The sequence below is a fragment of the Paenibacillus sp. Negev47 genome (assembly GCF_058313655.1).
The window spans coordinates 1,163,043-1,181,847 of the sequence record NZ_CM177754.1; the positions used below are offsets into that span (position 1 = coordinate 1,163,043).

The window sequence follows — 18,805 nt, forward strand, 5'->3', positions numbered from 1 at the left end:
TGTTGATGTTCATTCTACGATTGCGTTTACGATATAGGATAAATTGACCTGACAAATAAGCTGAAACGTTGATTTAACTGCATATATGGTCAGTTGTTGTATCGTACACGATTGGAACCATGATCTATGAGAATTAATCTGTCGATTCAGTTACAGAGACGGATTTCTAAGACAGGCTCACATTGTCCCAAGGGACTTCGTAATTTTCCGATGTTGTTCCAGTACCATATTGGTACGTGCCTACGATTGAAAGGGTATGGCTAAAAGTATACTTTTTGAAACACTCTCTTGGGGTATGTCAAAAGTGGTTATGGTATGTTTCGAATAGTTTGTAAATATATATGAAACATTTCAAAAGTGTATGTATACATTTTGACATTGAATTGTTATGGGAGAGATTAGACATCATGGATACATAAGAGTTTCAACTAAGGATCAGAATGAAGCGAGACAATTAGAAGCAATGAAGAACTTAGGGATATCGGAGCGAGATTTCTACATAGATAAGCAGAGCGGAAAGAACTTCGACAGACCAAATTATCAAGCCATGAAGAATGCTATTCGTAAAGATGATATATTGTTTGTGAAGGAATTGGATCGTTTAGGACGTAACGCACAGGAGATTAAGAAGGAATGGGAAGATATTACCCAGAACATAGGTGCTCACATTGTTATATTGGATATGCAAATCCTAGATACTAGACAGTACAAGAATGGATTAGAGAAAGTCATATCAAGTATCGTTCTTGAGTTACTGTCATATATGGCTGAGCGTGAACGTGAGAAGATAAACGGAAGACAGGCTGAGGGAATAGCGGCTGCTAAGAATAACAATGTAGTGTTCGGTAGACCAAAGCAAGCGATTAACGAGGAGTTTAAGCAAGCATACACGGAATGGAAACAAGGTGATATCACAGCCGTTGAAGCTATGAGAAGGGCAGAGATGAAACCTAATTCTTGGTATCGTAGAGTAAAGGAATATGAACAACAAAAAGCCAAAGCACATGGCCTAAGGTAATAATTGTTCGGGAATAGATCCTAAGCATGATCAAGTTTATGAACGGTTAAACCAAAGAATAAGGACTCATTTCGAGTCCTTTTTTTGTTCATTTGCTTTCTTTAATTCCGAAAGCATATCTTTGCTAACTTCTAATAGTTCTTTAGTATCTGCTGCTTGATCCTGTTGCGATTCAATACTTATATTCTGATTCTGTTCCATTACTGCATTGTGTCGTTTTTGCTCTTCTAGATCTTGTTTGGATATTTCAACCAATTCATCAGTGGGATTCGGTATCAAAAGATATGGGCCATAAAGATGAAGTATCAATATAATGGCATAAAAAAATAACTTAATGCTAGACTCAGTAAGCCCACTCTTGCTAAAATCTAGCTTTGCCCCAACCTGAGACGACAAAACTTCTCCCATACTATCTAGTATAGGTTGAAATTTAGCTTGAGTGTCGGTATCATTTTCTAATTCCTGTTCAAAATCATTAATATCAGAATAGAAATCATCAGGGATGGAATCTATGAGTGACTGTAAAGATTGAGTACCCATACTTGAAAAGGCATTGCTCATTGCTTTATATGAAGGCGAATCATAGAATGTTTGCATTGCATCTAACTTAATACCTGATAAGGATCTTATCTCATCAATAGCACCAATGAATGATGGAGAAGAGGTAGACCCCAGCAATGATCGGGAGAGTTCTTTTATTGGCAAGTTGTTCCAGTTATTAGATATCTGCAACAGAGAGTTGGGAAAACCTCTAATTGAAGTCATAGATGCCGAATTGTTATAAAGCTTAGCGTCAAAACCTACCTGTTCAACTAAACTAAAAATTCGCGGCTTAGTCATAGACTTTGCCACTTTAGAGATTGCGCTAAATTGGTCTTCCTGTAATGCAGAAATGCTACCTCTTAGCATTAATGAAATTTCAGACTCCTTATCTGTCATATAACACCTTCCTTATCATATTCGTCGTATATTACAGTATACCACATACATTCCTAAAGAAATAAGCCTAACAGATACAATGTCCGGTATCAGATGTAAACAAGATTATGTACATAGGGGGTATATTTACACCCAGAAAGTAATAATTTCTGGAAAATAATCCGCTAGCACTTGTCAATTGATCACTAAGTTGTTGCATTGACGATACATGTGACACATGGGGGGATATTTTAAATTTAAAATAGTATCCATTTTACAGAATATGCCCCTAGCACATCTGCTTCGACACGAGAGTTGAATTTTAACGAGTGAAATTCTATTGAATAAACCGAAACCATAATGCCATCCCATCTACACCCTCCATAGAGGAGGGGGGAATACACTATTTATTCTAGAGGACACAGAGGGGTAATTTTTCAATTTATTATCTTGTTCATATTTTCTTCAAGTACCTGTCTACAATATGGTGGACTTAATTCATAATCTTTATAAATCTTTGTAAGGGACAACCCTTCAACATAGTGTAGATTATAAATCTTCTCAAAGTCACGAGCTCGTCTTTTCATGCCCCTTTCTTTTGTTGAAAGTAGCTCTGCCCCCTTAGCTTTGAACATTTGCTTAATCGACCACCAATCCGTTTCAGTAGCTTCAGCAATCTGTTTAAAGCTAAGTAAGTCTTCATTGTACATTTTCAACATGCGGGGATACATGTGTTCAATCTCCTTCCATTTAGGAGCTGATGATTCAAGTACCCACTTAAGCTTATCGAAGTTGATTGAATCATAAACGTCGTTATAACTCAGAATCAAATCACTTTCAGCGGTGAATTTGTAGAATATCTCAATACGTTTATTATCATGTAAGACTATTTTATCGACGAGGATGCTCATTAATTTTCTTGCATCTTTCATCTGTAATTCGTTATTAATGATATTTTGATATTTTTTTAGCAATGGCCCCCCTGGTGAAGTATTCTTATTTTGTCTTTTGTTCAGCTCTAAATTGTCTGTGATTAAGCTCAGCTCTATGTTTAGTTCGCTAATTTCAGTATCTGCTCGTTCCAATTTAATAGAAAGATCTTCTTTGGATTTAATGATACATTCAGCGTATAGGTCAATGTATCTTGCCTTAGAAGATTCCTTATCTTTAATCAATTTTCCAATGTCATCTCTGTTTCTCTCCAGTTCTTTTACTTTGGATACATCAGAAATTCTTTCTAGCATCTTATCTATTATCGTTTTAGGATTGTCTATCAACCTCAATACTTCACTCCAGATTAAAGAGTCTACCATATCTACTCGCCAATTTTCTCCCAAGCAAATCTTGTTTGGCTCTCCTGTTTCAACGCTGTAGGATTTTCTTGTTTTTCTTGTGCAACTATAATATTTCAACAATCCATTTTGTGTCCTAGATGTGATACCCGATGAAACTGCTGCTCCACATCTTCCGCATCTAGCAATCCCTTTTAACAGGTAATCTTCAGATGGACGACCACCATTTTTTATATTACCGTCTAAGCACTTCTGTAAGCGTCCAAATGTAATCTCATCAATATAAGCAGGTATAGTTATCTTTTGCCATTGATCTCTAGGACGTGGTACTTGTCTTCTTTTCCCGTTCTGTTGTTCTACCTCAGTTTTACCATAGTAGTACGTTCCCATATAAGACTCATTTCTGAGTATTCTACTGATGGTCGCTTGATACCACTTGTCTCCCTTTGGTGCAGGATGTTTCTTTTTAGCCAAGTATGAAGCAACCTCAGAGCCAGTTGAACCTTCTAGTATCATATTAACCATTGTCAGATATCGCTCTTTTTCATATTCATTCTCAACAAGGGTGTTCAGGTCTTTATCATAAGTATATCCATAAATGCGATTCATTCCGGGTATCTTATTGTTAAATACCATGGTACTTCTTCCACGCTTAGTGTTCGCGAGAATCTTTGCCTTATTGTATTGAGCAATGGAGCCTTGGATATTGTAATTTAGCATTGACTCCGCATTGCCTTTTTGTAAGTCAAACTCAACAAAATGTAAATCGCATCCAAGTTCCCAAATTTGATGGGTAATTTGTTGTTGTAGGTGGAGATGTCTACTCAATCTATCTGGATGTAGGAAGATAACTTTAGTTCCCAGCCCTTTTTGTAGTAAAAAGAGGATATAGTTCAGCATTGGACGATTGGGGTTATCTCCCGATTCGGCCTCTTCTCGTAGAACAATAATCTCCTCCTCACTAATATCAAACTTATCTTTTGCATCTTTTACACATATGTCAATTTGAGACTCTAGTGAATAGTTATCAATTTGAATGTCAGATGATACACGAGTATAAACAATAGCCCTGATCTTACCGATCAAGGCTGTAATTTCACTTCTATCTAACTGTTCATGATCTTTGAGTACTCTCATCGAAAATCAATCCTCCGAATTTTGTTTATTTTCTATCTTTTTTTCACCGGAATAATTCAGAAGAGCAAATTCCATCCAATTGAGTAGTTGCTCTTCAATGAGCTTTTCTGGAACTGCACCTTCTTCGTCTGGGTAACGAGAAATAATCTTATATTCATACCATTTCTTATATCTCATAATGACCACCTCATAAGAATCAATTACTACTTGATTTTATTATCACCCAATTATTACATTCTATTCTTTTGAAGGAATTGAAAGAGTGAGGGAAGTAGAAGCTTGAGCATAAATAATATGATGGAAATCAGAGTCTGACGAATATTATTTCGCATTATTAGGGCGATGTAGATGATCATGTACTAGAAAATCTGTAGATTCTTAGAGGTGCGGTTATTTCATACGAATAACCTGTCATCTATACTACCCTTATTCTTCATACTATAATGTGGATATACCAAAGAGTAGGGGATATGATGAATGTAATAGTAGATGAGCAGCAACAACTTAAAGCACTTATTAGACAGTACATAGAGGACGAGAGCAAAGTGGAAAAGCTGGTGGATTACTTATCCAGGCATGAGGTAGTTGGATTAGAAGTGTTTGCATATTTGGGATTCGATAAAATGAATAAGTATTTGTTTCAACCAGTAAATAAGGAAGTATTTATTCGGAGAATTCCGTTCTATTTTCACAAGTCACAGAAAAGAAGCTTAGATAATCTTGGTACAGTTTATGACTTTGTTAGTCGTGTGCTTGAGTATTCTCGTAACAATTATGAAGAAGAACTAGAGCGTTTTTACACTACATTAGAAAAGCTATATTATGACTACAAGCTTGATACAGTTACTATCTTTAACTACACCATTAGGCAAACTGGATATGTGGGGGAGTTCGAATCTATTTACACTTGGCTACATTATCTTGAATTGGCTCAGAAACTTGGTGTGGAAGAGAAAACGCCAAAGCATCTTATCGTGGACTATAACATAGTCAGAGAAAAGGCTGGATTGAAACCGGTTATTTATCAGATTAATGATATGTACATTGGAGATTACATTGAAAGACACGGTAACATATTAAAAATGTCGGGGATATTTCCATGTGATCGCAATAATCAACCGATACTTAAATGGATTGGTGTGAGACATTAAGAATGCCAAGAGGATATGGGTAGATGTTAATGATCGACAAAAAGGATTCCTATATGTGGAGATTACACCTACAACAAAGGTGTGGGGACTTAATGTATATGGGGAAGAAGATGGGTCAGATATTTGGTATGACCTTTACACTGGCCCATTGCTGATGGAGTTTGATTACGCAGTGATCAGAAACAAAAGAGCAGAAAATGGAATGACACAGAAACAAGTTGCTGAAGCAATAGGTGCATCATCTAGAACATATCAGAAGTGGGAACGCGGAGAAACGACACCTGATGGTCACTTTCTGCTCAGGCTGATGAATATATTGGACATTAAGGAATTGAGTGAAGTTACGAAGATATATGATGTGGATGATGAATAATTAAGTGAAACTCAAATGACAGACACAACGGTTTATGTTGTGGATGAAGGTGAAGCGACAGCCATGGAGTGAAACGGAATGGATCTCGCCACCCATTATTAAGTGTGAGATGAGAAATTTATCACTTCAACTTCCTATAGTATTAACATTAACCTTGTAGGAAGTTAAAGTGACAAATTTAAAATTTGACTATTGTTATCTGTACTGTAGAAGTAGTAATCAGGAACGATACCATCCTAATTAAATCACTTCGCTACGCTCGTAAACGAATTAATTAGCCTATCGCGTTCCTCTTGGCTACGCCAATTCACCTTCCGATTCAGTTTGTTACATTCAAATTTATCCAAGTAATATATGCAGTTGAAATTGAAAACCTTAACGTATCAACGTTTTTTCACTGTTTTTAGTACTATGATATATCTTATATATATAAGTATTATTCCAGCCTATTTATGCAACAACAGCCGAAAACACTTGATAACGCTGACATTTTTGTGTTTTTCTCGAATTTAATTTTATTTATTGTGATCATACTTAGCCAGTACCCAATAAGTCTTGGTATAGTTTGGATTTGGTTCATTGTTTTCAAGTTTTCGTTTGTTGTCTTTCAATTTATCTTTGACGCTGTAATGAAGTTCATTTTCTGTGAAATATTCATTAAATTGTCTGCATCCACGTTGCAATCTATTTCTTCCATCTCTCAAATTGATCATTTTAATAAATTCCTCTTGCTTGTCTTTGTATAAGCGTTTCCCAATAATACTATCCAGGTAATCTGAGAGGGTAGCTTTTTCATGTGTTTCATCTAACATAGTGTAACTCTCCTTTTGAAGTTTATTTTTTATGTATTCGACATATCCATTTGTGGTTTCTTGTAGGAGTTTGAGATTCTTTATGTCGGCGCATTCTTTAAACAGTCTTAATTCATTCACAAAGAACTCTGGATTAGTCCGATCCTTGTTTGGTTCAACGTAGATTATGGGATTGTTATGATTCCGTTTATATTTGTCCATATAAGCAATTGATCCATTTTCAAGTAAATAAGTTGCTGGATTTATGATTCTGTTCTTATTTCTAATTCTTTGTCCAATTTCTTTATCAGTTATATTTCTTATAATCACTGTAACTTTGTCTGTATTATCTATAATCCTCTTTCTACCTAAACACTGTATGAGAACGTCCATATCTTGAATGTCACAGACTATGTACTTGATCTTCTTGTTTAGAAGATTGATACCATTGTCTAATGTTGATGTCGTAAATAGAAACATTTCTTCAAACGTTTCCTTTTCAAGCATTTGTTTAACTCGATCCTTGTTGACATACTTCTTGTAGTCAGAATTTCCTTCTGCACAAACAAACATAGAGTCCTCAAATCTTTTATGTAATTCATATGCTTTTGTTGCTTGAGTGAAGAATGCGATTACTTTTTGACCTTTCCTAACCTTACTAAGATACTTCTCCAATACTTTCTCATTCCTATAGAATAACAATTCTTTGATGTGGCTGTAGTCATGGGGAACGCTGTAGCTAATGAAATCTATCTGCTTAAATTTGAAAAAGTCGATAGTGATATCTGCTGTAGCAGACATAAATATTCTTGTCTTATCGGAATGTGCCATGATTAGCTTAAAAGAATTTTCTGTATTGGAATTGTACAATGACTCAGTTAAAAAATAATGAAACTCATCACAGACAATATATTCATACTCATCTTTAAATGTAGCATTCTTTTCTCTTCCCAATTTGCTCTCAATCTTCTGATACAGAAAGATTTCAATTGTGTCACCTTTATTGTCCTGTTCAATTTCACGTTGGAACTGATCCTTTAACCTAGTGCGATTAACTAAGAACAATATCTTAGTTCCTTCACGTTTAGCCTTCTCATACAATGTGTTCTTGACGAAGAATGACTTACCTACACCTGTACCAGCCTCAATTGTAATAATCTCACCTTGCTGCCATTGTTCAGCTTCATTGCCTATGATGTCTGTTACTGTTAGCTTCTTTTTGCGAGTGATATTGTGTGTCCTCCTTTTGATGATATTTAATTACACTAAAATAATATTTATTTAATATTATCACGCAGTGTTGGTTATGTCTAGTGTAATTTTGATAACCTCCCGGAAAATTTTCCGGAAGCAAATAGTAGAGGTTCCAGTTGAAATCATTGATGTAGATGAATGGCAAGCTGAATACATGTTGATTGCTGAGAATACAGAGCGTAGGGGAGAAGCTGAAAGTGATCCGGTTAAGAAAGGAAGACAGGCAGTATTCTTGAAGGAGTATTGGAAGGCAGGACATGGGGGAAATCGATCAACGGGACAATACGGCCTGTTGAAAAATGTTGCTGATGCTATAGGAGAATCAGAAAGGACGACTAAAAGACTGATTAAACTTAATGACCTGATTCCTGAAATTCAATCACTAGTATCTGATGGTTCAATAGGAGTGAGAGCAGCAGAGCAACTTGCCTATCTAACAGTACAGGAACAATCTATTCTATTTCAACAAAAAGGACACTCGCTTGGAGATATGATTAATTACAATGGAAATGAGCACTCACCTTTATGGGGGTCACTTTATACCAACGAGGACGGTTGTGTTCAAATTCCCTATTAATTAATCAAGGATATGAGGAAGAGAATCGATTATGAGGTGTCACCATAGTAGAAGAGAAAAGAATTTCTTAATTACACAAAAATAATACTTTACAAAATTAATTATTTGGCATTATATTAAGTACACAAGGTTAACGAATTCCAAGACAAACCCTTGGAACCTGTGAACACATATGAACGGGGGGATGAGATACGAGGAAGGTCAGATACGCATGGTATAGGTTAATGTGTTGGCTGGGTTTGGCTGGAAAGTGATTCAAGGTGACTAGCAAGGGCAATATGGATGAAGAAGAGTAGTAAACGAGTTTGATTAGTTTAACTAGGAGAATATTCATAGACGAAAATAATACATAGTGAATGGGGAATTGAATATGAGCAAGTTTGATGTTGTTGTTAAGTTAAAAGATGGTTTTGAATTTCGATTAGATGGATTGGATGGGAAGATTCTGAAGATTGAGGAAGCGAAACCTGTCTTGAACCAAATTTGTGCTAATTTTATCACTGGACTAACAAACAATAATCCAATTACTGTGAATGATGAAGATGGTAATACACGTCAATACAAGTATGATGATTTGGCATCCATCACAATAACTTTGTTGGGGAGGGAGAGTAAATGAGTGTTTGTAATATTGTGTTTATTAATGGTGGAGAAAAAGCATATATCTCTGCTGATTCTAGGGTATGTGTTATACGTGGATCAGACCCGGAGCGCTATCAATTACATGATGACGCTCAAAAATTACAGTTTTACTCTGGCGGCTTTGCGGCTTACATTAGTGGGAGCATGGATATCGCTGATACAGTAAGTAGAATTCTTCAAGAAACAGGAGAAAATGATATTGAAAAGATTGTAAATTTAACGAAAGATGTTTACGGTACATTTTTAGAAAATAGACCCTACCTTAAAGATTCTAAGTACAACATTCAGGTTGTAATTCCGGGCATTCGTGAAGACGGTACGTGGGGGATAGTTTACTTTGATGAGGTTGATAATTTTAATCCTGTAGATATTTCTGCTCATCCTGGTGAAGATTTGGTTATTGGATATGGAAAGGGACATTGGATTACTGACCCTGTAATTGAACGTTATCTGGGGAAAGAGGATATTGGGAGAGTATTGCTAAAAGCATATGCTGCTGCGGCAAATGAGCAATGTGGAGGTACTCTTACATATTTTGAGTTGGATAAAGAAAACACACAAATGTACACTGCGAAGATTCCAGATACAAAAAAATTGAAACGATATAAAGACTACTTCCCTGATGCTATTAAACATGGCGAAGGTGATGGAATGACTGCAACAAGCGGTAAGTATCAGGAAGTAAAATATAACGGAGGTCTATCTCAAACATACTATCAAAGCAATACAGGTCGAGAGAGAAGTGTACTTCTTGATGATTCAGGGATCATAACAACAGCGGATCAAGGAAAATATACTGCTAGAAGTAAAGAATTTCAATTCATTGCCACTGAGAACGGTACATATAGATTGAGTCTTTCTAATGGTTCAACTTTTGAATTAACAACTTCAGGTCTTGGGATCGACATTCAAGGTGATATCAATATTAAGGCCACAGGAAACATTAAAATGAACGGTAGTCGTATCGATCTGAACTAATCAATTAAACTTTTAGAGGAGAATATACATATGAATAAACGATTTGAGCTAGAGAAGAAACTGATGGAAGAACTACAAGAAACGAGAGACATGTACGAAACAACTATGGATGAGTACGATATTTTGATGAATTTTGTTATGCAACACAATCTTACAAAGATTCTGGATTCATACGTTCATCAACAATTAAAGGAGTGTAAAGATGAATACCTTATTAATCGCTATCTAAGGTTGGTTACAAATCCTCTAGAGGAGAATATCGAGAAAGAAACAAGCGTAAGTTTGGAAGCGTCAGGCACTCAGCCATTCTTTTTTATTAATGGGCAGGCCGTTGATGTCTCTAAAATTTTCGTAGAGAATTCTAAGTGATAGCATCAATGTAACCGATAATCCTATGGTATAGTCCTCCATACGGGCTATACCATATCACTCTATCGGAGGTAAATAATATGAAAAAAATACTGTCTAAGCTGCCAACTTTCATGTTGGGAGCAATTGTTGGCATTACAGTTACAGCAGGAACAGCAGTAGGAGCAGCTACATACCTCAAAGCAACACAAAGTAACGTGAAAATTGTGGTTGACGGTACTCAAGCAAAATTATCTGACACCCCACTTAATGTAAATGGAAAGCTATATCTTCCAGTCAGAGATACAGCAAATGCCATGGGTTACTCTGTTGAGTCTGTAACTAGTACTCAAGTGTCATTGAAAGAAGGAGTATCGGCAAGCAACACAACAACAAACAATGGTTCAACTGGAAATAGCGTTAACAATCCAAGCAATTCGAACAATATTACAACCACTAATAATACAGGAGGACAATACGTGCAAGGACTTCATGAAAAGTATTCCACTGATGGGAAACTTGATGCAGCAAAAGTTAAAGAAGCAATTACAACTAAAAAGATTACTGTGAACACACAAGATAAAGATACAGGAAACAGTCTGATGCATTATGTTGTATTGGAAAATAATTACTCGTTGTTTCTAACAATTAAACGTAATGCATTGGATGTCAATTTACTAAACAACCAGAAACAAACGCCGTTACATCTAGCGGTAATTAATAAAAACTCATTCTACTATGGGGAACTTGAACAATTAAATGCAAATCCCAAAATTGAGGATAAAAATGGTCTATTGCCTATCGACTATGCTGAAAAAAATTCCGTGTTTGATATTGGATTAGATGCTTACATGCGTTTTTATAAGTAATGATTAACTTACTTTAAAAACATTCAAACTCCAACAGAAAAAGGACAAAATAAAAACCAACTACTGCAAAGTCAACAACATCCCGCTAATACGCATTCCCTACTGGGACTTCAAAAACATCGACTCAATACTCACCGAGCGATTGACTGAATTGGGTGTCCTCTCCCCTGCTTTGGTTGAGGTTTAGGTTACAAAAGTTTAAATAATAACTAACGAATAGCGTTCACTCTCTATTAAATGAAGAAAATATTGTGGTCAAACTTGCTACTTTGGTATAATCTAGTAATAGGTACAAATTTACCTCAATTATCTTCGGGAGTGAGTACAATGACACAAACAACTCGTGAAATGCATACTCGTAATGGTGAATACGATGATCACAGGATCAAAGAGCATGACGGTATTATTGAAAAACTGCTTTGTGGTGCAGAGGGTAACGAAACGCCAAACTCTATCTTGCTTGGTGGAGGTTCAGCTTCTGGGAAAAGTCGCTCGTCTCGTATCTTGCTGAGACTTGATTCTATTGACAACGATGAACAAGAGCTAACGGTTGTCGACTGCGATTCAATTAAACTGATGATACCGGAATATTCTTATTACGAAGAAAACTTTAAGGATGACTGGGCCTTTTATCTGCATGATGAAAGTAGTGACATTGCCGACAAAGCTATTCAGCGCTGCATCGAAACAAGAAGAGACTTTATTTTTGATGGGACAATGAAGAACATTGAGAAGTATGAAACATTGATTCGTCAACTTCATACGGAGAGATACAAAGTAAATGCAATGGTCTTTGATGTTCCGATCCAAACGGCAATCGAAAGAAATAAAAAGCGTCAACTTCTTGAGGGAAGACTCGTGCCAGAGGATATTCTAATCCAAACCCACGTAGATGTTTCAAAAGCATTTTTACGGCTTAAAGATTTAGTAGACACCTATGTTCTATACGACAACAGTCTTGAATATCCTGATATTATCTCAATTCGGATTGATGGAGAAGAGAAAATATTAAACAAAAAAAGACTGGAGATATTCCTTGAGAAAAGTAGTGTCATTCTCAAAGAAACCGGAACATTTTTGTAACATCTTCAAACATGAATCCAATTTGTGTTATACTGTATTTGGAGGCGATTAATATGTTGGATTTCAAACAATTGATCGGTGAATTCGAAAAGAAGAAAAAAGAGCTTTACATAAGTGAAAATGAGCGTGAACAAAAGATTATTGAAGAAAAGAAAAAAGAATTAAAAAACAAAGAACTTCGTTTGGTCACTAAATAATTCACTTAACACCATGTTCAAGCTACTGATGGAGTAAACCCACTGTAGTCGTATGCAAGTATTGAGCATATAAATTAGATGTGTTCTGGTTGCTACACTGGTTTCCATCAAAATGAAGTCACCTTCTTATGAGGGTGGCTTTTTATTATATGTTCATGTTTTCTTTTCCATCAGTCTTAACGATTTGCCCCCTCTTGAATTATACTGTATATGAGAGGAGGAATTGAATATCAATAGTAAGACATAGCCTACACTATACATAACCAGATGAGTTGAGCTAGTTGAGTTGATGTAAGGATGGAATACTGCCTGTTAACAGGTTGAAAGTGGACTGTCGCTTGCGCATAAAATATAAACTAGAAGAGGATGATTTGATTAGTGATTAATAGTTCCTTGTTCAAATTTAATGAGAAAGATGTAAGAGTGATCTTTGTAGAAAGTGAACCATGGTTTGTATTAAGAGATGTATGTGGTGTACTTGGGGATCTGGCTCCACGTGCAGCAAAACAGCGTCTTTCAAAGGATGTATGTTCAACATACCCCCTTCAAACATCTGGTGGAATTCAAAATAGCACTATTATAAATGAGGATGGTCTATATGATGTAATCTTCGACAGTAAAAAGCCAGAAGCAAAGCTGTTCCGTAAATGGGTGACGGGCGAAGTACTGCCTACTATTCGTAGAGATGGAATGTACATATCAGATGAGGCTACACATGAGCAAGTTAAGTTTAATGTTTCAAACTTCATGGCTAATTTGGATGATTACAATATCACTAAGCTATATAGTCTTATCGAAGAGTTCTTAGCATTTCACAGACAGCATAAATCACGCTTACCATATAAACGGAAGAATTCTAGGCACCACGGAAACAAGAAATTGAAAGACCATATTGAAAGTATGGAAGATATTCGTAACGAGTTGGTAAGTTTTCTAGATATCAAGATACAACAGTTTAACGATTACCATCAAGCAGGTCTAGCTCAAGAATACGTAAGGATCAAAGGTATGGTCGAATGGAAAGTTGAGAATATGCGTTATAGAACAGCAGCTTGTAAATAATACATAGAATATCATAGTAAGGGGCTGCCTCATGTTAGAGGTGGCTTTTTATATACCATGAAAGCATACTTTTACCTAGTAGCGCATGGAATTCAACATTGTATGTGTTGTTGGACACACAATTTGTATGAGATCTCAAACACATTATATGTGAGTTCAATCGCACATTCTGTTGCATATACATTGTATATGTTATATGAAAATGGTATCATTTATGTTACCAGTACTTTATTCAGCTTTAGCAATTTGATTATATCCACTATTCTGTTGGGCGATGTGTATATTCTAAAATTTAGGGTATATACTTTAACAACTAAGGATTACGTGGAGGAGTGTAAAATGTGTGAGCCAAAGGAGGATGAGATGGAAATGAGTAACTTAGTTCATTTTCCCGCCAATCCAATCAATAAAAAAATTAAAAGTAAGAATTTAGATATTTTCTCTGACTTGTCAGATATCTTAGGGATAGATATGAAAAAAGTAATGGTTGATAAAGATACAAGCGAAATTAAAAGTATGCAGAAGAAACTACAAAAAGAAACATTAAGAATTCGATCAGAATTTGACAAATAATCTCGCATTATCTCCCTTCTCACATAAAAATGTGATACTATTAGACTAAAATTGGTCTAATTTTCCTAGAGAGAGGGATAAGCTTGTCAAATACTTTTATCAAGGGTCAAGTGTACACTGTCTATTTTCCGAAGCCTAAGTATGATCCAGAGGTTGAGAATCACGTCAATTTAATGCCAAAACCTCACACAGTCATATATGGGAAACATAAAGCAATTGTGCTTGCAAACCCTGATTCGACTGGTAAGGTTCTATCTGCAAACCATGTGCATGTGGTTGCAATTTCATCTGCTAGGTCTGCTGTGGAAAATGGGAATTTACTTGCCACCCACGTCCCATTGAAAAAAGAACTACATTCTTTTTTAGATCATGATAGTTTTGCTCTAGCATTTCAAATAATCACTGTCCCTTCTCACTGGTTGACCAATGATAACTATGTTGGTGAGATTGAATCTAAGACAATGAGTGCCATCACCATTGCAACACTATTGTCTACTGGAAGTTGGGAATATGTTCAAGCGATGGTTGACAAACTTAGTGAGCAGAAGTTTGCCCAGTTCCTTGAAGAGTATGAAGATGCAAGCACTTTTGACGATGCATCGGCAGACGAGTAAGGGTGCTTTAGTTAACAATTTGATATCGTTACATATTTAATAAATTGGATTGGGCAAAAAGCCCGATCCTTTCTTTATGAAATACCAAATTTACATAGAAATCAACTTTGAAGAAGCCTTAGAAGTAGGGTTTCTTTTTTTATTTTATGAAGAATGGATATTAAGAGTCTATTTTTTACGCCAATTACACTAAAATAATACTTGTTTAATAATAAAATAGGATATATAATACAACTATAAAGAAAACGACAAACGGAGTGATGAAATGTTGACTGCTGAAAAGACGGAATATAAACGGTACGAGCTTTGGTTTGCAAATTTACCAGCCGCAAGTGGTAGCATTCAGAGGGGAAAGCGACCTGTGTTGATTGTATCCAATGATATGGGAAATCGTCACAGCCCGACTGTACAGGTAGCTAGTGTGACATCTGTTAATAAGAAGGATATGCCTACACATGTTAAACTGAACGCTTCTGAATGCGGATTACGAAATGACTCAACTGTGCTGTTCGAACAGATGAGTACCATTCAAAAAGATCAATTGTTATGGAGAATTGGTAGTGCCAATACGTACGTACCTCAACTGGATCGTGCTCTCTTGGTTCAGGTTGGTTGTATCAATGCATGGGAGTAACCTACATACGATTTAAGCTGTGTATTATATAGATAGACACCATTGGATGTACATGTACAATAGAGGTGGTGATGCAAATTGACTTGATTAATGTTACCTGTCAATGTGTCTATCAAATATAAAAACATGGAGGAAAGTGTATATGCAGCCTGAATTGAGAGAAGTAAGTGAGAATGAAGAATTTGATTTTATTGAATTGATAAGCGGGGAAACGAAGGATCTTACAGTTGGAAAACAGTATAAAATTTTGGTCGATGACGGTTCAATTTTCACTGAAGATGAAAAATATGTGATCGATGATACATATACAGCCAACACAGAATTCTTCTATAATCCCAAACTACAACTGAAATATTTCAAGAAAGTTAGCGAGTAGCAATTATACAGATACGGGGGTCGGCTACATATCCGACTTCTGATTTTATTAAAAAGACTAAAATAACACTTTATTATAGAAAGGTTGGGTTATCGTTGTCAGATAAAAAGAGGGGTAGACCATACAAGGTGCACCCATCAGAGATAAACAGTTGGATTGAAAAATATGGAGACAATACATACTTACCAAGAGGAATTCTATGCACACAGACTTTAATTGAGAACGAGATAATTGATGAAGAGCACGAATTTGCCTGTTATCTACTATTCAAATCAATAGAATCGCGTATCCATAGTTGTCGCTATGAACAAGGTGTCTATAAGGGAGTTTATTGTGCTTGGAGTGATCCAATTAGTGGAGTAATGGAAATTATCAAATACAAATCAGACATGTGGTTACAGTGGATTGAGCAGACAAAAATTTTCCTAGAGAAAGATCAACAGCAATCTTACCGTCCCACAGTTGACCGTACTGAGACTAATCCAGATGTAGGATACAGGTTATCTAATATTGCCATGCTACCGTTCGGTAAAAATTCTTATAAGGCACAGGCCAAGCCAGTTTATGCATTTGAGATGGGGAACAATCAATCCAATAGCTTAGCTACATTTAAAAGGTATGAAACAATTACAGATGCAAAAAAAGATATGGGCTTACCTAATTTAGAAAGCGACACTGGAGTTTTTACAAGTACACCTGATGGAAAAACGTTTATTTTGCAGTCAAGCGCCACAACGGTAGGAGAGCAATCAGTTGAATTAGATAGTAATGAGAGTGAACAGAAAGTATATACGGGTTACATACCGATAGGCCAGATTATGATTGATGGACAGCTATATACCATTAATCAACCATTCACCTTTGAACAGATGCAAATAAAACTGAAAAATCAACCCTAAATACATAACAGAAGACCAATCAAACTGTCTAGAATACCATTCTGAGTCTACTAGCCGTTACACCCTTGTAAGTTGTAAGTAAGTGAAACATACGGGAAAATGCTTAGAGTTGATTCTGGACAGCCTAGTATGGTCTCTTGGGGTGACAACAGGTGTCACCTTGGACAGACAGGTAGGGAGGTGAGTAAATATTCAAAGTACAGCGAAGACATTGTCTGTCATTCGTCCAAGCAGTATCCGCATAAAGTATCCGTATGACACTAATACGGGTGGTGTGCAACGAATGAAGGAGACAAATAAGAGAAAACAATCATTCAACTTTATTTTTATAGATGATAACCGTAGCGTAGAAGAAGAAAGAGAAGCAATTCAATTTGTAGTTGATACGATAGTACATAAAGCAATCAAAAATTTCCCTGCTTCAGAATATGACATCCATATTAAAACGGCAGAATAAAGGGGAAAGTTACATGAGATATGATGATGCAGCGATATACGTTAGGGTATCCACGACAAAGGAGTCCCAAAAATTTAGTCCAGAACATCAAAGGATGGATTGTGAAGAGAAAGCAAGGCAGTTAAGTTTAAAGGTTCGTGAAGAGTACATATATGTGGACAGGGATAGCGGAACTTCTATTGTTGGGAGACCATCCATCCAGACGTTGATTGAGGATGCGACTAAGGGTTGCTTTAAGACCATCCTCTTTTCTTCTTTATCCAGATTTTCTCGTGATACCTACGATTCACTTGGATTGAAGAGAATTCTAGTAGATAAACTTGGGTTGAGAGTTGTGTCATTGGACGAGAACTATGATTCAGAAGTTGATAAAGAAGAGTTTAAATTTCAAATATTCTCAGCAGTGAACCAAAAGTTGAGTGAGCAAATTAGCATCTCATCACGAAGAGGAATTAGACAATCTGGAATGAAGGGCAATTTTTTGGGCACGATTGCTCCACTGGGCTACGATAAAATCAAAATTGATGATAGGAAAACCATTATACCTAATGAACGTGCCAGCCTTGTACAACTCATATTTGATTTGTATGTCAACCAGAAGATGGGTGAAAAGGCCATAACTAAGTATCTGAATAAAGAGGAGATACCTTCTTACAGGGGTGGAAAATGGGGGATTACCTCAGTTGAACGAATATTGACAAATGAAATATACACTGGTAGGAATGTGTTCAATAAATTCACAGTGGTGAAAGTATATAACGATATTAACAACATGTCTGATCGATCTAAGAAATTAGTTAAGCGTGATAAGGAGTTATGGGAAGAGAGTGGTAAGCAGACTCATGAGGCAATTATTAGTGAGGAGCTATTCCAAAAAGCACAGGAGGTTCGCTTAAAGCGTGGAGGTGGGAAGCGTGGAGGGGTAAGAAATAAGGTTAATGTATTCGCTGGCATAATCAAATGCAAGCATTGCGAATCATCATTGAACATTGTGACCTCCAATGGAAAGAAGAACACCTATCGTTACTTAGTGTGTAGTAAGAGGAGAAGGCAGGGTGAAACTGGATGTGGCAATCATAACAGAATTCCGTATGATGACTTCAAAGATGCTCTTATTCAAAGTCTAAGTGAGAAACTAAGAGCCAAGATTAAATCAGGTAAAGCGATAACCATCACGAAAAAAGCAAGGGAAGACACCGGGAAATTAATTGTAAAATTAGAAAAGCAGATACAAAATGCACGTAAATTGCTTTTTGAAATACGAAAGCAAAAGTTAAACGATGAGATGGATGATGAGCAATATGAATTTGAGAAGGAGCAGTATGAGCAAGAGATCAAAAAGAAGCAAGAACAGTTATCCAAGATGAAAACTGATTTAGAAAGAGATATGAATGACAATGAACAATATAATGAAATAATCATTTCACTTGATGAACTATCGAATCTGAGTCAATTTACTGAAGTGGATCAAGTAAACCTGATTCTGCGAAAGTTAGTTTCAAATATCACTGTTGATAAAGCAAACAATGTTGAGATCCATTCCGTATTGGGTAGGCTATAGT

22 protein-coding genes are annotated in these 18,805 nt (G+C 36.2%); 18 read left to right on the plus strand and 4 right to left on the minus strand.

Translation table 11 applies throughout. The annotated features are described in order from the left end of the window. Nucleotides 1-388 precede the first annotated feature (388 nt). On the plus strand, nucleotides 389-1,018 hold the full coding sequence (locus tag AC4G47_RS05410; RefSeq protein ID WP_491105148.1) for a recombinase family protein: 630 nt from the start codon (nucleotides 389-391) through the stop codon (nucleotides 1,016-1,018). A 66-nt stretch (nucleotides 1,019-1,084) separates the two neighbouring features. On the opposite strand, the gene AC4G47_RS05415 is transcribed toward AC4G47_RS05410, so the two are convergent. The 3 genes from AC4G47_RS05415 to AC4G47_RS05425 form a co-directional block, all read right to left on the minus strand. Then, nucleotides 1,085-1,957 (minus strand): hypothetical protein, encoded by an 873-nt coding sequence (locus AC4G47_RS05415; protein ID WP_491105149.1) that lies wholly within the window; start codon nucleotides 1,955-1,957, stop codon nucleotides 1,085-1,087. 416 nt (nucleotides 1,958-2,373) lie between these two features. Beyond that, nucleotides 2,374-4,365, minus strand: coding sequence for a recombinase family protein (locus AC4G47_RS05420; RefSeq protein ID WP_491105151.1), 1,992 nt, complete (start codon nucleotides 4,363-4,365; stop codon nucleotides 2,374-2,376). Nucleotides 4,366-4,371: 6 nt separating this feature from the next. After that, a complete protein-coding gene (locus AC4G47_RS05425; RefSeq protein ID WP_491105153.1) occupies nucleotides 4,372-4,542 on the minus strand; it encodes a hypothetical protein in 171 nt (56 codons plus the stop codon). 293 nt (nucleotides 4,543-4,835) lie between these two features. On the opposite strand from AC4G47_RS05425, the gene AC4G47_RS05430 reads away from it, so the two are divergent. Next, nucleotides 4,836-5,516, plus strand: a complete 681-nt coding sequence (locus AC4G47_RS05430; protein ID WP_491105154.1) for a hypothetical protein — start codon at nucleotides 4,836-4,838, stop codon at nucleotides 5,514-5,516. Nucleotides 5,517-5,571: 55 nt separating this feature from the next. Next, nucleotides 5,572-5,889: a helix-turn-helix domain-containing protein gene (locus tag AC4G47_RS05435; protein WP_491105155.1), complete on the plus strand. Its 318-nt coding sequence runs from the start codon at nucleotides 5,572-5,574 to the stop codon at nucleotides 5,887-5,889. A 515-nt stretch (nucleotides 5,890-6,404) separates the two neighbouring features. Here the strand turns inward: AC4G47_RS05435 and AC4G47_RS05440 are convergent. Further along, entirely contained in the window at nucleotides 6,405-7,934 is a 1,530-nt protein-coding gene (locus AC4G47_RS05440) for a DEAD/DEAH box helicase family protein (RefSeq protein ID WP_491106650.1), read from the minus strand. A gap of 52 nt (nucleotides 7,935-7,986) precedes the next feature. On the opposite strand from AC4G47_RS05440, the gene AC4G47_RS05445 reads away from it, so the two are divergent. From AC4G47_RS05445 to AC4G47_RS05515, 15 genes are all read left to right on the plus strand, one after another. Continuing rightward, nucleotides 7,987-8,511 carry a hypothetical protein gene (locus AC4G47_RS05445; RefSeq protein WP_491105157.1) on the plus strand — a complete coding sequence of 175 codons (525 nt, stop codon included), beginning with the start codon at nucleotides 7,987-7,989 and terminating at the stop codon, nucleotides 8,509-8,511. A gap of 370 nt (nucleotides 8,512-8,881) precedes the next feature. Beyond that, nucleotides 8,882-9,130, plus strand: coding sequence for a hypothetical protein (locus tag AC4G47_RS05450; RefSeq protein WP_491105158.1), 249 nt, complete (start codon nucleotides 8,882-8,884; stop codon nucleotides 9,128-9,130). After that, on the plus strand, nucleotides 9,127-10,131 hold the full coding sequence (locus tag AC4G47_RS05455; protein WP_491105160.1) for a hypothetical protein: 1,005 nt from the start codon (nucleotides 9,127-9,129) through the stop codon (nucleotides 10,129-10,131). Before AC4G47_RS05450 ends, AC4G47_RS05455 begins: the two co-directional genes overlap by 4 nt. 30 nt (nucleotides 10,132-10,161) lie before the next feature. Further along, nucleotides 10,162-10,500 (plus strand): hypothetical protein, encoded by a 339-nt coding sequence (locus AC4G47_RS05460; RefSeq protein WP_491105161.1) that lies wholly within the window; start codon nucleotides 10,162-10,164, stop codon nucleotides 10,498-10,500. Nucleotides 10,501-10,580: 80 nt separating this feature from the next. Then, the gene (locus AC4G47_RS05465) at nucleotides 10,581-11,348 is read left to right on the plus strand and encodes a stalk domain-containing protein (RefSeq protein ID WP_491105162.1); all 768 of its coding nucleotides are present in this window, start codon (nucleotides 10,581-10,583) and stop codon (nucleotides 11,346-11,348) included. Between the two features lie 327 nt (nucleotides 11,349-11,675). Further along, entirely contained in the window at nucleotides 11,676-12,431 is a 756-nt protein-coding gene (locus tag AC4G47_RS05470) for a zeta toxin family protein (protein ID WP_301245414.1), read from the plus strand. A gap of 53 nt (nucleotides 12,432-12,484) precedes the next feature. Further along, the gene (locus AC4G47_RS05475) at nucleotides 12,485-12,628 is read left to right on the plus strand and encodes a hypothetical protein (protein ID WP_301245416.1); all 144 of its coding nucleotides are present in this window, start codon (nucleotides 12,485-12,487) and stop codon (nucleotides 12,626-12,628) included. A 378-nt stretch (nucleotides 12,629-13,006) separates the two neighbouring features. Further along, nucleotides 13,007-13,690, plus strand: a complete 684-nt coding sequence (locus AC4G47_RS05480; protein ID WP_491105163.1) for a BRO-N domain-containing protein — start codon at nucleotides 13,007-13,009, stop codon at nucleotides 13,688-13,690. Between the two features lie 363 nt (nucleotides 13,691-14,053). Then, entirely contained in the window at nucleotides 14,054-14,263 is a 210-nt protein-coding gene (locus AC4G47_RS05485; protein ID WP_491105164.1) for a hypothetical protein, read from the plus strand. 83 nt (nucleotides 14,264-14,346) lie between these two features. Next, nucleotides 14,347-14,877, plus strand: coding sequence for a type II toxin-antitoxin system PemK/MazF family toxin (locus AC4G47_RS05490; RefSeq protein ID WP_491105165.1), 531 nt, complete (start codon nucleotides 14,347-14,349; stop codon nucleotides 14,875-14,877). Nucleotides 14,878-15,142: 265 nt separating this feature from the next. After that, on the plus strand, nucleotides 15,143-15,511 hold the full coding sequence (locus tag AC4G47_RS05495) for a type II toxin-antitoxin system PemK/MazF family toxin (RefSeq protein WP_491105166.1): 369 nt from the start codon (nucleotides 15,143-15,145) through the stop codon (nucleotides 15,509-15,511). A gap of 142 nt (nucleotides 15,512-15,653) precedes the next feature. Further along, nucleotides 15,654-15,887, plus strand: coding sequence for a hypothetical protein (locus AC4G47_RS05500; protein WP_491105167.1), 234 nt, complete (start codon nucleotides 15,654-15,656; stop codon nucleotides 15,885-15,887). A 95-nt stretch (nucleotides 15,888-15,982) separates the two neighbouring features. Further along, the gene (locus AC4G47_RS05505) at nucleotides 15,983-16,786 is read left to right on the plus strand and encodes a hypothetical protein (protein ID WP_491105168.1); all 804 of its coding nucleotides are present in this window, start codon (nucleotides 15,983-15,985) and stop codon (nucleotides 16,784-16,786) included. Nucleotides 16,787-17,069: 283 nt separating this feature from the next. Then, a complete protein-coding gene (locus AC4G47_RS05510; protein ID WP_491105169.1) occupies nucleotides 17,070-17,243 on the plus strand; it encodes a hypothetical protein in 174 nt (57 codons plus the stop codon). 13 nt (nucleotides 17,244-17,256) lie between these two features. Continuing rightward, on the plus strand, nucleotides 17,257-18,804 hold the full coding sequence (locus AC4G47_RS05515; protein WP_491105170.1) for a recombinase family protein: 1,548 nt from the start codon (nucleotides 17,257-17,259) through the stop codon (nucleotides 18,802-18,804). Nucleotide 18,805: the final 1 nt, after the last annotated feature.